The 17,399-nt window shown below is 52.6% G+C and carries 7 protein-coding genes; all 7 read right to left on the bottom strand.

The annotated features are described in order from the left end of the window. Positions 1-23 precede the first annotated feature (23 nt). The 7 genes from K3T82_RS38125 to K3T82_RS38095 all read right to left on the bottom strand — a co-directional run bounded on the left by K3T82_RS38125 (position 24) and on the right by K3T82_RS38095 (position 17,164). Positions 24-554 (bottom strand): hypothetical protein, encoded by a 531-nt coding sequence (locus K3T82_RS38125; protein WP_220198749.1) that lies wholly within the window; start codon positions 552-554, stop codon positions 24-26. 355 nt (positions 555-909) lie between these two features. Next, the gene (locus tag K3T82_RS38120) at positions 910-2,490 is read right to left on the bottom strand and encodes a hypothetical protein (RefSeq protein WP_220198748.1); all 1,581 of its coding nucleotides are present in this window, start codon (positions 2,488-2,490) and stop codon (positions 910-912) included. A 33-nt stretch (positions 2,491-2,523) separates the two neighbouring features. Next, positions 2,524-4,872, bottom strand: a complete 2,349-nt coding sequence (locus K3T82_RS38115; protein WP_220198747.1) for an AAA family ATPase — start codon at positions 4,870-4,872, stop codon at positions 2,524-2,526. A gap of 78 nt (positions 4,873-4,950) precedes the next feature. Continuing rightward, a complete protein-coding gene (drmB, locus tag K3T82_RS38110; RefSeq protein WP_220198746.1) occupies positions 4,951-6,786 on the bottom strand; it encodes a DUF1998 domain-containing protein in 1,836 nt (611 codons plus the stop codon). Positions 6,787-6,808: 22 nt separating this feature from the next. Further along, entirely contained in the window at positions 6,809-10,681 is a 3,873-nt protein-coding gene (drmA, locus tag K3T82_RS38105; RefSeq protein ID WP_220198745.1) for a DISARM system helicase DrmA, read from the bottom strand. Between the two features lie 52 nt (positions 10,682-10,733). After that, positions 10,734-12,908, bottom strand: a complete 2,175-nt coding sequence (locus K3T82_RS38100; protein WP_220198744.1) for a UvrD-helicase domain-containing protein — start codon at positions 12,906-12,908, stop codon at positions 10,734-10,736. Positions 12,909-12,955: 47 nt separating this feature from the next. Continuing rightward, a complete protein-coding gene (locus tag K3T82_RS38095; protein ID WP_220198743.1) occupies positions 12,956-17,164 on the bottom strand; it encodes an Eco57I restriction-modification methylase domain-containing protein in 4,209 nt (1,402 codons plus the stop codon). Between the last annotated feature and the right edge of the window lie 235 nt (positions 17,165-17,399).

Here is a 17,399-nt window from a genome sequence, read left to right as displayed (position 1 = left end):
ACCTGATATATCGATAAACAACATCATTTAAATAAAGCAAGCTGATGGCGCTGTTCTTCAGTTAGCAATAATGTCTGGTTACGTTGAACAGGAAAGATCTCATTTTCAAACCATGTTTGTTCTATGACACTAGTAGCAACGCCAATCTTCACATTACGCAATTTTAGAGCTTGATGCAGCCTTTGAGTCTCAAAAAAGTAGACATATTCAATTAACCAAGGTCGAATTGCACCACGTGAGGATATTGCGGGAGATTTGGGTCCAGTAAGCACAAGATAATAATCAGGAAAATGATTAAGATTTAAATCCAGTAAATTTTCCCGCTTGGGATACCACTTGATATTCACAGTATGTCCTGCTAGGGAACTAGAAACAAAGTGTCCGTCACTGCCTTTTTGCGTAGCAGAGGCATGAAGTCGGATGCCAAAAATAGCTGATGCAATATACTCACCTGCATGACCTACTTGTGCAGGGCGTCCTATAATACTAGCAATTTGATTATCGACAATATTTTTCTCTTTGATTAAAAGAGCTAGTTTAGCGAGATCAACCATACCTATTCCTTTGCATTTCAAAACCAGGAAGCACGAAATACATATAATTAACGGCAATATAACCTAAACACCATCTAGAGCTAATTCAAATATATCATTATATACTAACTTATAGCAAGTTTTTTTGTGTTAGTTTAACATAGAGGATAATTAAAAACTATAAGTAAAGTCTCCATGAAGAGGCCGCGAGCAACGAGCCTGACAATTGAACACATAATGTTGGCGGCAAAAAAAGATCGAACAAGCCCAGGACATCGCCAAAGGAATTGTGAATCAATGGTGCAAAAAAGTCGAGGAGCAGAGGTAGATGCCCTGCTCCTTGTCTGCGTTTTCAGGAGCCATCCATGGTTTCATTCTATGTTTCTTCCATCCTCGGCGGCTCGATTGGTTGTCCGATGACATGACAGATGCGTGGATTCTTCAAGCAATCTCTATCCCGATTGACAATGTCAAATACACTCGGGCCGATATGCGGTTTTGGGCAGAGTATGTTGCATGACTGTGGTGTATAACCTGCTGCATTGACGGTTCTCCTCTCTAGAAAGGTTCCCTGACAGACTGGTTTGGGTCGTTCCGGCAGGTTATTGGTGGCTCTGTCGAGGATGGCCCGTAGCCGCTGTTGCGAGATGGAGAGTGGAAGCTCCGGACTGATCTGATACAGGTGGATTTCTGGCGAGGCGATTGGGGATGGCTGATAGTGCCCCTCTCGACGTTGAATGGTGCGCGTTATCTGAGTATCCTCTGTTGGCTCAGCGATGAGGGGAAAGAAGAGCATTCCGCATGATGATCCCAGCAACTCCATATCGCCGAGCATCTTTTTGATCGGTGTATGAGTACTGGTTGGGTCGCTACCGCTGAGATAGTATTTGGCGTCGAGAATAACGGATGGTTCACGCCAGATCAAATCCTCCCGATGCTTGACTGTGAGTGGCGTTTCGCGCTCGATGGTGTAATCGGGACGCGTTGCGGGGCCATACTCCCATGTCGATCGATAGTTGCTTGATGTGTCAAGCTGGCGGTTGTAGATCAACCGGAAGCGTCGTTTCTGCCAACTAAACGTGCACTGCAACAGATCGGTAGCAATTGTCATGTCCTGCGGCTGAATTGCGGTCTCCTGCTGTAAAAGGTGAATCATCTCCAACATGATCCAGAGTTCGTATAACCATGCGTCCGTCTTTTCATCGTTGCGGGTGGTACTCAGGGTTGTGGACCGTTTGTCGATTGCACGCCCGATCCTGAAGTGGGTAAAGTGTTGCCACCATGCCAGGAGATCCCGATAGGGTCCGCGATGCAGGCGGGGTGCAATCGTCTGGATGTGAGCCTGGATATCGATCTTGCTGGCATGTTCTTTGAGTAGACGGGCATAGGGAACGCTAAGCTCGCGCTCGACACGTTCGTCGGCACCGACCAGTGTCTGGCGCTCCTGAACGTTCAAGGCTTCGTCGTCAAAAAATTCTCCGATGGCCTGCTGGACTTCCTGACGAAAGGCGAGCAGAATGGCGACAGTCAACAAGTTCTCTGGCGTTTCCATACTGCGCTGACGGATACGGCTCTCGAAGAGCAATGCAGGTTGTCCGGGTAGCTGCTGCCAACTTCGCTCCAGTGTACGGTTCCAGTCGATGGTGCCACGCGTTGGCGCTTCCTCTCTCAGATGGAGGTGATTGGTCTGTAAACTCAGTTGTCGCCTGATGCGAGGCATGATGTCATCCAGGAGCTCATTACTCAATGTTTGTAATTTGATGTAGCGATCGTATTTCTGTAAGAGAGGGATGGATGGTAATGTGCTGCTGGCAAAGAAGAGATGAAACTGGCTGCGCAGGAGCGGCCGGTCGTGCTGTATGAGGAGACGCAGCACACGTCTTTGCAATTGTTGCGACCAGCTGTATTCTTGTGCCTGTTCCGTTCTCTTGTCACTGATGGTTGATGTCTCGCTCACGTTTATGCTTTCTAGTTCTTGATCCTCATCCCTCTATAGACCACGTTCCGCTTTAAATAAGCGCAGACGACGGGTAAACTGGGGAAGCTCTGGAGGTGAACTTTCGAGGTGGAAGAGCCAGTGTAACACTGCTAGAGAAACTTGCGGCTGATCCTGGGCAACGATGCGTTCTATCTCCTCGTCGCTCAATATTGGTTGGTTCTGGTTATCGCGAACACTGCCAAGTGCAAGCAGTTGCCCAGTGAGACGTTGTTGCGTACTGGTCAGGTTCATCAGTAGAGTGTTGTACTGTGCACCAAAGCTCGTATGATCGATGCTAAGGTAGGTATGCAGAACGTCGATTTCATCGGGCAGTAGAACCTGGAGCTGGTCCGCGATGGTATGACAGAGGGCATGATCCAGAGCCTTGTGCCATTGCGCTTCTGTAGTGTAGTTTTCGAGTACACCCCGAATGAGCATATGCTGAAGCAGCGTAATCGTCTGGGCTGTTCCCAACTGACGGTAGATGCGAATAATCTCCAGAAGATTCCACATCTGCTCGAAGATATTCTGAAAGGCGAGCTTCTCCTGCTCCCAGTCGATGGTGTAGGTCCCATTGCTGTCGGATCCAATGGTTACGTAACCCTGCCAGTAGATGCTGTCGTCCTCACCGATGGCGATAGTTGGGCTCAGATGGCTGATCTTCTTCAGGGCCTTATAGAGCGCGATGCTTTGTTCGGCGGCACGTTGTGTTCTTCCCGGTGGATTGATTTCGATGAAGGAGAATCGACGTTTTAATGCCTCGCTAATCTGGTTGAGATAGCTGCGGTCGAAGCTATTCAGGGTCCCGATGATACGGAAATCCTGCGGAATGGGCAATGTTGCGGTGCCTCCATCAATAGCAACACGCAAAACGTCGTTGCCACCCAGCGCGGTGAGCGCATCGCCGAGCGCAAGATCGATGGGGGCGCGATTGAATTCGTCGATGACGAGCCATTGCCCTCGAAAGTATTGCGCCACGCCACGCTGGAAACCACTGGTAGTCGTCACGGTGTTTCGCTGGAGTGTGACATTACTCCAATCCTGCGGTTGGTTGCCCTGGAAAGACCAGTTTTTGAGAATGGCGGTAGTAAGATGGCCGTATTGTACGCTGTAGGTGATAGAGCCATTCTGACTCTGGGGGGCGATTCCACTGATTAGGGTACGCACACTCCACTCGTCGGTAGCAGTAACCAGTTGCGTTGTATAGGCGGATTTCGTGGTCAGGTTCGGCTCACTCTCATCATCGCTCTCTGGATTTTCCTCGCTCCTCCACAGATATTCGGGTATGATGCGGGCCAATTCGGTTTTGCCGGTTCCCGGCGGGCCCGAGAGGATGACGTGCCCTGCCAGCAAGGCGTAATAAATGCTACGAATCGTCTCTTCATCGAGGAGAATCTGCCTTTGTACCTCTTGAATCAGGCGCGTGAGAAGTGGCTCCGGGGTGGCTTGCAGCGGCCCGTTCTCGATCAGTTGAGTGGTACTATGCTGGGTGATGCCCGATTCCGGAACGCTATCGGACGATTGCTCACCGTCTATATCGATGACATAGGTGTCTAACGTTTCATGTGTGGTTTCGGGCTGGGATGGTCTATGTGAGAGCCTAGTATTGATATCTATCTCTTTGATCAGCGTGTTGGTTGGCTCAGCGAGAGATTGCAGATGCTGGGTAATCCAGAGACAAAAATTTTCGGCCCAGTAGGCGTCGTTTTTGATGCGTGCATCTTGCTCGGCGAGAGAATCCAATAGGTGCAAACAGGCCTGGTGATCGGCATTCGAATGCACTTCAATGGCATTTGGCCCTAGCTGGAGGTTTGGCGGCTGCGATACTATATAGGCTTTGATCAGCAAGAAGACTCCCTTGCGCAAACTTTCATAATAGATGATGCTGCTATGCTCTGCATCGAGCCAGAAGGCGAACAGCGAGATCATAAAGGCGCTGTTGCGGGCGGCGACAATCATATTACTGGATTTACCTTCGCGACGGAGACGATCGCGTTCCTGGAGTAGGAACTTGTAGCATTGTTCGATGCGTTGTCCCAGGTTGCTTGCACTCAGGTCACGCAGGATATTGCGTAACTGCTCCTCGGCATAGGAACTGGTATCATTATGATATTTTCCAAATTTATTGAGCTCCATCATAAAGCCAGTTCCTGTAGCACCCCAGTCTTCTCTGGCGTGTAGCGTTTTATCCAGCTGCTTGCGGAAACTCTGTATATCGATGTCTCCGCCTATAAATTCCTGAACGAGGACGCGTAGTGCTGGAATACTGGCATCCCGCCTCGCAGCTCGCTGGACACGAGCTTGCCGAAAGTTTGTATCGGCTAGATAGGCATGTATGACTTCTACCAAGGTGGTTGGCATGGATATGCTCCTTGTGACCGCCATCGGCGGTGGGGGAAGAGGGAAAAATTGCTGGCATCCCCTGCATCCCTGCTCATACTAGATGACGGGAAAAAAGGCCAGGTTGCTGCTGTCAACGGTGGGTACAAAGACCGAACGATCCAGGTATTTGTTGCCACGTTCGCAGGACGTTTCGGGTAAGAACATGCAGGCATGGCAAGCCGCCCCATGCAGTTTGTTGTCGTCAAAGTGCGTATGCTCGGCGCATAATGGATCTGAGGCGCAGCGCTGCATCTCTTCACGGGCACCGTCAATGTGGTAGCCAATGCGCTTCCCCAGGCTGACCAGACCACCCAGCGTCCCTTCGCTGTCCGATGCGGCTGTATAGAGCAGGATTCCCGCCATGGGCCCGTTTTCGTGTTCGGGCGGCAGGGCATAGATGCGTTCACGTATGCTTGCAGCGGTATACCCAGATTCAAGGGTGAGCTGGCGTATCAGGGCATGGGCGAAGGTGTGCAGCAGCACATAGCGTATGCCAGGATAGTTGGCCTCTGGACTTTCGATGTGACGGGCACGACGCCATCGGCGGTGCGCATCGAAGAAGCTAGCGTTGTGGCGTTTGACGTCGTAACTCTGCAACCACTCCTGAATGGTGTCTTCACGAAACTGGATGAATAACCCCTCACCACGGACTTCGGATGCCGGGACCCAGGTGGTTCGCTTACGTACCAGCGGCATGATATGATCTGTGGGCAGATTGTCCTCTTCGGCGTAGTCATTGAGCGATTCTATACGCGTGAAGCCGGTGAGTGCCCGCACTTCGCGTAGCCGTTCAACCAGCACTACCTGCTCTAAATAGTGCTCATAACCATCAGGCAGCACCACTGGAGTGACTTCGAAATCGGCGGATTTTGGTGCCTGCTCTGGATGGCTGAGCGTCTGCCACTCTGGAACTTTGAGATCGGCTGGTCTGACCGTTTCCTCAGCATTGCCAGTAGTTTTCTTTAACTCGACCCGGTCCCAGATCTCGTCGTCGCTATATTCGCTGAGATCGCCCAACAGCCTCATCCGACGCAGCATGGCGATATTCTCGGCACTCTGGACCTCCTGGAGGATGGGCCATTTGTTCTCGACACGCTGGCCCAGCAGATCTGGCGTGCTTGGTAGGGAGAGTGTCGAGAAGATGAGCGGAAACCAGGTGTTTGATGCGGCCAGTAAGATCGAACGTGCTTTGTTCGAGCACGCTTTTTCTTTGTCACGCAGGTGGGGGCGTCGACCAGTGCACGTTGGATGATACTTTTGCTTCTCGTCATTACTTAGTGCATCAGACATCGGACGTTTGGCCCCACAGGTGTCGCAGACAATCAAGATGTCTGATGGCTCACCCGATACTCCCAGTTCGAGCATGCGTACCATAGCGTTGCAGTGTTTATCGCCATGCAAGAAGTGCATCCACGGGAAATCATCCAGATGACCGGCTTCGCAGGCAATCATAAAGCGTGAAGGAAGGACAGTTGGTTGGTGCTGACAGTTGACATGGATATAGCGTGTCTGTTCTGGCTGGTAGCGATTGACTTTGAGCTGGAAGTAGCCTGACTCAACGGGCGCGAGCAGATGACAACGAGGGCAGACAAGCCAGCGAGGAAAGGCGGCAACCGGCACGCCGATGCGGGCCTCATAACTAAAGGGATTCCCTGGCTCAACTTCACTGGCCGGTGGTGCCAGAAGACGCTTGACCTGAGAACCAAGCGCGCTTTGAATCGCATGCAACAAACGCTCTTCGGTAATCTCTTGCGAATTGTTGACGTCCCAATCATCCAGCCCCATGATCAGGGCTGAAAGGTTGGGTAATGCAATCAGTGCTCCAACACCGTAGGTCTGCAGGAGCTGGCTGGGGCGTATATCACCAACGTGGTATTTTTCCTTGATCTTCATACTCATGTGATCCCTCTGCTTGCTATTGGGCAGCCTGTTCGCCAGTTGCTATATCGTTATCGTCGCCGCTCTCGTTATCGCCACCTATTGGGCGCTCGTCGAAAATAAGCCGGACCGTTGGTTCAACGTCGCGGAGTGAGTTCAGGCAGGTAAAGGGTTCCCAGTTGCCACGCTCTGGTTGCTTCAGCAGTTCCTGCGTTTTGCCGTCACGTCGCGCTTCGTAGCCAAGAACTGGGACAGTCTGCGCTTTGTGTACCCAGTAGTGCTTGAGGCGTTCCAGGTCACTCTGCACACGATCAACCTCACCATCGTCATTATTAGTGATCTCCTCCGCGCGCCGTGCGATGGCCTGCCGGGCCTGCTCAAAGTAGAGCGTCTCATCAGTGATATCACCAGCCTCCTCGTTCTTGTTGTATGCAGGACCCGAGAGACGTACAAAGCTGGTGAGTAGCGCGGCGAGTCCACGATCCAGTGCACGCGGCGCGAATGGCGTGACCGAGAGCGCTTCGACCTGCTGATAGAATGTGGCATGATAGTGCTCGAACTGTTCGTAATGCGAAAGATCGCGTGGGCGTGCCCAGTTGAAGACGGTGCAAACGAGGCCGGGAAACGTACGTCCAACACGGCTGGTGGCCTGGATATATTCGGCAGTTGTCTTTGGTTGTCCAGTAACAACCATCAGACCAAGGCGCCGTACATCGACGCCAACCGAGATCATGTTGGTTGCTAGCAGGACGTCTATAGGTTTCTCGCCCTCGGAGCCAAAGCCAACCTCCAGTCTCCCGAGAATCTCTGGGATAACGCTTGAGCTCTTTCGTGAGGTGAGCTCTTCGACAATGGGTCGTTTGCGTTGGGCCAGCCCACGTTGGTTCATACGCCAGATACGCATGCGCACATCATCTTCGACCAGGCGGCGTGTGCCGCCAAGTTCACTCATCGAGTTAAAGTAGCCAACGAGCGTCATCCAGGGATCCACAGCTGCACCATATTTGTTGTAGAGCGCCTGTGCAGCCGAGAGATAGGCAGCATAGACGCGAATGAGGGCAGCTTTCAAGCGGCGACCATTGGCACAGATGCCAAGGTAGCGTCGTCCTGGCGTCTCCTCGCTCGGTGTACGCTGGCGCGAGAAGAAGTTGTCGCCAACGTCGAGTCCCTGCGGTGGAAAAATATTGACCTTGCGCAGGAAGAGCGCCTGCAATTGATATTCCGCACGTCGAATGGTGGCGGTGGCGGCAATCACCTTGGGACGTACTTTCTTGCCGTTGACTTCCCAGGTTGCCAGATGATCGACGGCGGTTTCGTAGAGTCCGACAAGGGTGCCTAGTGGACCTGAGATGAGATGCAGTTCGTCCTGGATAATCAGGTCGGGTGGGCGTAACGGGGCATGCGGCGTGGATATGGCACGCGGCAACTTGCCATGGGCGGGATGAGCATCTTTATCTTCGAGGTCGGGTGAGCGAAATCCGTGACGGCTGCACTTTTGATTAACCTGTCCAAAGAGCATCTGTGTGGCGCCGCGCCAGGGAAGCTGCGCGAATTTGTCGACGGTGGCGATCAGGAGTGCTGGGAGCAGACGGTAGATCTCTTCATCGACGACAACAACGGGGAGCCCTTCCTCAGACGATTTCCGCTCGCTAAAGGGACACTGCCCCAAGTTATCGCCACAATAGATCAGTGTACGTCCTCGACCACGATTGAATGGCTCAACTTTGATATGCTTGCCACCTTCGATCAAGGTGCCGCACCAAGGACAACTAGTCAACTGACGTGGGCTGCCGATACCACCGACACCACTGTTATAGACACCATGTGCCAGCTCGTTGGCCTGTTTGCTCTGCTCGGTGGTATTGGGCGTCGAGCGCATACCAACCCACAGACCGAGACGAAATGGTGTGCTTCCCCAGGTCGCGGGATCTTCACGGCGGATGATCTCACAGGCGCAGATTAATGAAGCGGCACGCTGGAACTGCTGTAACGTCAAGAGACGCAGCGTGTAGCGCATGATCACGGCGACACCATCCATGCCAGAGCGTCCCTCGACAGTTCCCTGCAAGCGACGAATGGCGAGCGTGTAGGCGGTCAGCCCAAGATAGGCTTCCGTCTTACCACCACCAGTCGGGAACCAGAGCAAGTCGGCGATAGCATTAGCGCTTTCGCTCCGATTGGGATGGTTCAGATCGGTCAGGGATGGCAGGTTGAGCAGGATGAAGGCGAGTTGGAAGGGCCGCCAGCTACGATTCTTGCTCTGATCGACATCTTCCAGGCTGATGTTGTGCCCTTTGCGGCGCTCTTCGGCGTAGAGCGTATGGATACGCTGCTGCCACATGGCGCGGTTCATAAAGGCAAAGGCCTGAGCGGCCTCGTCACTATTCCCTAGTTGTTGAATGCCTGTCTGGATACGAAAGAGTGTACGGTTGCAGCCTTTCAAGGCATCTCTGGCGGCGGTATCGTAATTGGCCAGACCGCTCGCGGGGTTGTTGATACGTTGTTCCTGCTCTTCAATCCACTGCCCGTAGGCGGTAATCAAAGGCTGCAATTTATCAGATAGCTCCTGTGCCGGGGTTTCGGCCAGCTCGCGCATGTCCAGGCAGAGGCCATCCAGAACTGGCACTTCCGCTGCGGTGGGAGCGTCAGTGCGCGGGACATCGTATGCAGGAACAATGCGCGTTGAGAGACGCACGGCACAGGTAGGATCGTCAGAGGAAGTCTCGGCGTGGACGCTCACGCCGTGCCCGATGGCGAAGCTAACATGCTGGCGATAGAGCATGGCCATCGCTTCCTCTTCTTTGGTATAGTGCTTCTGCTGCTCGTTGGCCCGACGCTGAAAGACTGGGCTTCCGTCCGGTGCCTCGACAACAAGCTCTGGCTGAAAGAGCCATGCCTGGTCTCGCAGGCGTTCGGGCTCCTTCTGTCCATTGACGAGGAAAAGCGTGATCATCCAGCCATCGCCAATATCACGAATGAGTCCCTTGATGTGAACCTCCGGCTGCTCTTCCTCTTCCGGCGACCACGGCATGATAGGTCCAGCTTGTAAGGAGATCTGTTGTGGTGTGCCACCGCGCGGTGTGCGCCGCCAGACGGTGTAAGGGTCTCCGTTGGCTTTCATCTGGAATTCACTAGTGGTTCGCTGATATTGTCCCCAACTAGCCGTGACGAGCAGGGCGGTGGCCTGTTTCTCGACACAGAAGCTCAAACCCATCGATGAGGGACTGAGGCTGGACATCTGCGCGACATCGGCATCGACGGTGCTCTCCTCGCTATTGCCCTCTTCGAGCGTTGTCAACGAGTCGAGCTCTTCGGGTTGAGTCTGCACTTTCATCGGGGCAAGCATCCCAACGAGGTAGCGATCGCGTACGCGGCTCTCTGTATGGTCGAGCTCTTCGTGCTCACCACCCGCTGGTCCCAGCAGATCCCGCAGCACCAGCTCTTCAAGCTCGTCGCGGATCGCACTCGGCGTTGGGGCCTCCAGCAGGGGAGCGGTATCCTCTTTCTGGATTTTCGGTGACGGCTTTTTGCTGATCACGGTGGCTAAGGGTGGATCGTCCTCTTCGTCCACAATGGGCGTCAATTCTTCCTCCGGAAGCCAGACATCTGGGACGCCGCCGACGGGCTGCTCGGTCTCTGGATTGTCCTGTCCCTCGTCCACCACATCTTTCTTCTCAAAGTGGGCCAAGACCACTGGTAAGACACTCTCGGATATCGTCCCGTTGTCGAGAGCGTCTATATAATCGGCGAGACCTATATCCTGGAATAAGGCTACCAGTTGCTCGCTTGTGATCGGCAGCTTCACATCCGACCAATCGAGGGTGACCTCTCGATCCCTGAGTTGTTGATTGAGGAAAGCCAATTCTTGCGGATCATCTGGTAACTGCTCTGGTAAACGAATCCTTTGCACACTCGTTCTCTTTCTATCGTCTCTCTATCTCAACCATCAATTTCTTCTATGTTCATATCTTTCTGGTAAAGTTCCAGTATGTTGCGTCGAAGCCCTCGAAAAGCGATGTGCCTGGATCGGTCGGCGTGATGACAAGTAGGGCGCGCATGGCACGGGTCATTCCGACAAACATCGTGCGCCGTTCGCGGGCCAGGATCTCTCGTTGCGCCTCTTCCGAGGCGGAGGAGGGGAAATAAGGATAGCTGCTACCAACGAAACCAGCCAGCGCCACAATCGGAAACTCCAGCCCTTTCGATGAGTGCAAGACCAGCACCTTGATTCCGGATCGAGTCAGGTTGAGATCATCGCCAGTCATAAATGTAGCCTCTAATCCCTGATCACTAAGAGCCTGGGCCAGCGTCTTACCAGCGTGCTCACTGGGGCAGAGCAATGCACACGAGCCAAGCGTCAGTCGAAAACTGCGGGCGGCCTTCCGAAAGAAGCTGGCCAGCAATTGCGCTTCATAATATGCATTGTGGACCGAGCGTGCATCGGGCATGGGGCCGCTATGAATATACTGCCGCTCAATCTGTTCAGGTTCTAGCGCACCGTAGGTGAGATAGGATTGTGCGGCCTCACCAATCTCCTGCGTCGAGCGATAATTGGCACGTAAAATACTGGTACGTCCCTGGAACTTCAGGCAGGCATGGACATCCTGCCAGGAGAAGCCACTTCCATAAATAGATTGATTAGCATCGGCAGTGACAAAAATGCGATTGGGTGCCTTGCAGAGTTTGATGAGCAGACGGATCGCACTTGGATCAAGATCCTGCGCCTCGTCGATCACCACCACATCATACGATTGGGCGAGTGGGCTCTGTTCCACAATGCGCTCGGCATGTGCGCGGCGCTGCTGCCACGTCTCCTTGCCGCTTGCTTCTTGTAGAGCACAGAAACGTTCGTAGATCTTCCAGAGCATTGCACGCTGATTGGCATTCAGACGCACCTTGCGTCCATTGCGTGACGCTTTTTGATAGTTATCAACACTGTTCAACTGACGGGCGATGATGACGGTGTTGAACTCCTGCAAGAGATACTCGTAGCCCATGCGTTCGAGCGTCTGTTTCTGTGCAAGCTGCTGGAGCGGACTGCCCGTCTTTGGCGTCTCGTCCACCGCCTGCTTAATCAGGGCAAACTGTTCTCGCTCGCTCAGGATATCTTTGACCTGTCCAGCGTGGTGGAGGAGCTCACGTGCCAGCTTATCGACGGTATCGACGCGTACATACTGCGCCTGATTGCCCAGCAGTTGCTGCAAGAGTTGCTCGGACGATTTGATCAACGCCTTCGTATACGTGGTGAAGAGGATGCGTGGAGCTTTGTTGGTTTTGGTGAGCTGTTCTAACAGAGAGCGAATACGATAGAGCGCCACGGTACTCTTGCCGGTGCCAGGACCACCTTTGACGAACGTGGGACCGCTGGCGTTCATCGGCCAGTGGGCATACTTCTCCTGTTCGGGCGAGAGGTGTAGCAGGAAGGTGAGTAGCTCGCCTTCTTTATAGCGCAGCAGATCATCTACCTCCTTGAGAACGAGGTTGGGCTGCTGCATGGCCTGCTCAAGTGGCGTCTCGAAAAGTTCATGGATCAGTTGCAGAATGACAGCATCATCGACCTGACCTTCGCAGTTGTACAGTTCTTGCTCTGTTTTGGCAGCCAGCAGCCGCTGATGATAGCCCTTCGGTACATGGAGTTTATTCAACAATTCTGATGTGATCGGTTCCGGCAGGAGCCGACTGGTATCCCGTGGCTTGAACCACTCCTCCTGATACCATGCATCGCCAGTTGGAGCTTCACTGAACGCTCTGACATCATCGAATTCGTTATCAAGTCCCTCGATTGGCGCTGTCATGAGATTCTGCTTATAGGTATTTTCATTGCGTCGCTCAATCCGATAGACGCAGACATTTGCATCATCGAAGTTATAGAGAATACGATAATCGCCGGAACGAATGCGATAGGGTTTCCCTGGATGATAGATCAACTGTTTTTTGACATCGCCATCAGGCAAGGGATTGTGGACCAGCGTATTGACCTTGGCAATGATCTGGTGGGTATCCTTAGGTTGGAGTTTTCCCAAATCCTGCAAAAAAGCCTCTTTCATCAGCATTTGCCATTGTGTTGCCATCGTGCCAGACTTTCCATCCGGGCGGCGGAGCAGTTCGCCATTGACCTGCATTATGCTATTCAACATGCATCCCTGCTCGCCCGTCCAGAAAAACGAAAACGTGTTGTTGGAGCCTAGAATAGCATGCTTTGTAGTGTGCTATCGTTATTCGTAGCGTTGCCATTCTGTCCGTTCTGTGCCCCCTTCGACGCTGGTGTGCTGCGTTTCCCCTTCGTACTTTTCCCTTTGCTCCCTTTCGCCGCTGTCAGACCAGCTTGTTCCTCTTCGGCGTGCCGTTGATGGTTGAGCAGTAGTAGCCTATCGAGTACTTCACGACGTGCAGCTTCACTGATGGTGTAGCGTAGCCCCTGCTTGGTTTCGTGGAAGCCATGCTCGAGTATGAGATCATCCCAGCCGTAGGCGTGAGCTACCGCTTCATCCATCTCTTTGTGCAGTTTGCGCAGTTGAACGATGTCGGATGAGGATTTGTCGGGATTGTGGAAGCGGTTGTAGGTTTTGGTGAGCCCTTCCTGCTGTACGAGCATGATGGATTGGCGACAGATATAGTAGCGTTCGCCGATGTCGACGAGTGCTTCAGTTGTGGTGGGGAAGGGAAAGGTTCCAAAGCAATCACTTGGTGCATATACTGGAGTGTTCCCTAACGTCGAACTAGTCATCAATACCCACTCAGTATGAAATGAAGATTGCAGCTGTGCAAAATCTCTATAAGAATCCAATGCAAAAATTACCAATTTCTGGTCAAATACCATAGTTGTAGGTGCAAAGATAAAACTATGATATTTACTAGTTTGTGCTACAATTAACACCCGTTCCATGTTAGAAATTGTAGAGTAGAGTGCAGGGCGTTTGTCTGCGTACATCCACCACTTTTGAGGCAGTGGTTTGCGAAGAGCATACTCCCCTGTTTCTTTTTTTCGCTGTCTTTCCGGTTTGACTTTCTCCTCTATAATTCTAAAACAGTCAGGATAGGTTTCAGCTCTCTCAAGAGGCCAATCATGGAAATTGATGATCCAGCGGCTTGGTGATTGATCTGGGCGAGTATTTAAATCTTCTCCATTTAAGTAAGGGAAGATAACATCTTGATTGTGAGCATCTTTTTGTATTAGTGCTTGTACTTCTTCTAGTTTTAAAATGAAACCTGTTCCTAATACATAAGAGCCAATGAATGATTTATTGGTATTGGCTTGAAGAGGATATGATTTCCCTATAGTTTTCCCTTGTATTGTGAGAGATGAAGCAATATTATGCACTACTTTATCATCCAATAAACATGTTCCTTGCCATTTGCCATTTCTTAACCAGACATGAGCAACTTCCAGTGCTGCCTCTCCTGGCCATGTGCGGCTTGGTATCGCACGGGGAATGGTCCAGCCTGAAGATGTTATTTGATCGAGCCCGACTTCTAGTGTATCGCCCTGCGCAATCGTATTTGTTGCAAGAAGAGCACTCATTCCGTTTTGCCGTGTTAACATCGTCCCTCTTAGGAAGAAATATGCACACAAATCGGCGTGGCCTGTTACATTATTTGCTAAATATTTTAGTAAGTAATCTCGATAATCCGTTCCCAATGCCCCAGTAATCTTTTTGCCACCTTGAAAGGGCGGATTTCCCACAATCGACGCGAAGCCCGCATCATTGCCCTTGCCCACAAATATCTCAGGGAATTCCAGGTGCCAGTGGAACGGACGACGATATTGCTGGTTGTAGGTTAGCAACTCATCTACTTCTTTGCGCAGCTTGTTAAATGCATCCTTTTTTGCTGCCCAACCGGCTTCCGTTTGTCCCTCGTAAATCGCCTCTTCATAGGCTTTGGCCAGGATTGAGTATTCAAGCGTCAGGGTATCCTGAAGTGCCTGCTGGCGTTTGGGATCACTCAATGTAATGCCTATTAATAGGTCTGCTCCGAGGGTGAGAATGCAGGTCACCTCCCCGGCCTTCTTGAGATTGTGCTCTTTTTTCTCAGTATCATGAATGTCAATATTTGGTAAGTTGATGATTTGTTTGCGCAACACGATGGCGGTATCCAGGTTGCGCCTGATCTGATCTCGCAGGCCCCAAACGGTCTTGCCGATCTCACCGGATTTAGCATCGAGAGACCAGTTGGCGAGTTGACGATCACTGACACCTAGCAAGGCATCGCCGCAGCGCAGGGCATGGTCTAGAAAGGTGAAAGGGCGACCTTTGGCAAGCGTGATAAGCCACATCGAGAGCTTGGCCATTTCTACGGCCATTGGGTTTTTGTCGACACCGTAGATGCAGCGCTCGCTGACGAGGCGACGAGCCATGATCAGGCGTTCTCCTCGATCGATCGGGAGAATTTCTTCGCTGATGCTACCCTGTGATGGCCCTCCTTCGGGAGCTTTCTGGGGTTTGGATGTGAGGCTATTGCCGTGCAAGGCAAGATCGACGTTTTCCCATGCTTCGACGAGTTTCTCCGAAAGGTAGCGACAGGCCTGGACCAGGAAGGCGCCTGATCCCATGGCGATGTCACAGACCGTGAGATTAAGGATCTCAGCCGCCGAACGTAGTTGCCATTGCTCTTCAGGCCACCCCTCCGCCGGTCCTATGTAGACGAGGGGATCGAGGGTGTGCTTAACGATGGGTTCGGTCAGGCTGCGGGGTGTGTAGTGGGTACCGGTGGAGCGGCGATCCGTGCCCTTGGTCATGTAGACCGAACCAGGGGCGACGATCACGAAGTTGTTGAAGGTGTCTCGACGCAGCAGGCCCACGAAGGGGAGAACACGTTGAAAAATGCCTTGTTTGTTGTCGCAGGCTTCCATCAGACGGCTGCGTTCGGTCTGCTTCTCCAGCACCGCAGCGAGACTTTTCTTGAGCGTTACGGCACTGCGTCCGGTCAGTATATGGAGGTAGTCGAGGAAGGTTTTTTCTCCCTTACTGGCCTCGTGCTCTAGATCATCCAATGTGGCTTCGGGCTCGGTGTCACTGGTTCCCTGGAGCCCTAGCAGTGCCCGTTCGGCACGTTTCACCGTATGGTCTAGGAGACCTTCATAGACATGTCCAATTTGTTCGATGTCCAGGCTGCGGAAGGAGAGACGGCGCGCCTCAACGATATTGCCGACTTTGATCTGCAGGTATTGCAGGGCATTGAGCAGATAGAGAACGGTACGGTTATCAATGCGCAATGGGTGTGCCTGGACATCGCGCCAGGATGTTCCCGTCGTACGGCCTTCGAGAAAGGGGAAGCGATCAGGATCAAAGAGATGTCCACCATATGCGGGCAGTTGCAAGTCGGGATAGTCAACTCCACCAAAGACCGCACGGAAGATGGCAAGCAAACGACTCCAGGCATCGTAGCGCAATCCCAACACCTCCTCACCATGCTGGTCGGATTGCTCCTGGAGCTGTTTCTGGAGCGTCGAGACGGCATAGTTACCGTCATAGACCGGATCGTCCAGCAAGAGCAGTTTTTGCTCCTCGGCTGAGAGCAGGAAGACCAGCCGCATCATCATCGTCAGCGCTGCCTCATAGAGTTCAGTCTCGGTAATGTCTTTGAGCAAGGTGCGCTGGCTATCCTTGTCAATGCGATCGAGCGTCTGCACCAGCACCTCGACTGCGCGGCGGACCTGGTCACCGAGCTGGGTCGTTACCTCCTGTTGCTTGTCTGCACTTTGCGTCAGGAGCGCCTCGACGGTCTGATCATCGGGAACGCCGAAGAACCGCTGCATCCCGAGCAGGCTATAGAACGCACGTAGCGTCATCGGCTCTTCTAGCCAGAGTGAAGTATACCAGGAGTAGTAACCCGTTGGTTCATTGGCGGGTGCATCGACGAGCATCCACTGTTCGCCATTAGTGATCAGTCCCAGACGCGTACTGGTTGAGCGTAGTAGATCCATCATGCGTGCGGCAGGCGTGGCCTTCCAGGTGCTCTCTGCAACAGATTTTTCGAGATTCTGTTGTGTTGGGTACAGATGGATCAGCAGGCGCGGTTTGGGTTCAAAGGGTGAGCGAATCATCAGTGTCGGACGGAGGAGCATGCCATTTTCTTTATGCTCATAGCAGATTGATGCGGGAATCTGCGGTCCCTCTAGGATTGTTTGTGGTTCCATTTCCAGGATCTCTTCGAGCACAAAGCGAAGCCATTGATGGTGGATGGCTGGATCAGGATGTGCACCACCCTGGTTGTCGGCCCACTCTTCATAGGCCAATCGTAGACGACGACGAGTTTCAACGTCATCCTCGCGTAGATCGAGGCCATCGGGGAAGGTTTCCTGGAGAACCGGCAGGCTAACGAAGGGGCCGGATATTTCAATCAGCGAGAGCCAATCAGCATGTTGGTGCGTAATGGTTTGTTGTGCTGGCATGGTTGTGCCTCAATCCTTTCAAAAAAAGGAGGGAGCCATCCATATATGGATCAATCGATATATGGATGGTGCGCTTCCTGTGCGTAATGTTGCTTACTTCTTGTGTGATGGGTTGCCGCCTACGGCGGTGAGGAGGAGGGAAGGGGGATTTTGGAGCACAACTCCCAAATCCCAGTTAGAGGATTGCATTCCCTGCATCCCTGCCTCTCGCGAAAACTACCGTGCCAGATGTGCC

The organism is Ktedonospora formicarum, from assembly GCF_016587355.1.
In the GTDB taxonomy this organism is placed as follows: Bacteria; Chloroflexota; Ktedonobacteria; order Ktedonobacterales; family Ktedonobacteraceae; genus Ktedonobacter; species Ktedonobacter formicarum.
This window is presented reverse-complemented; position numbering and strand designations above follow the sequence as displayed.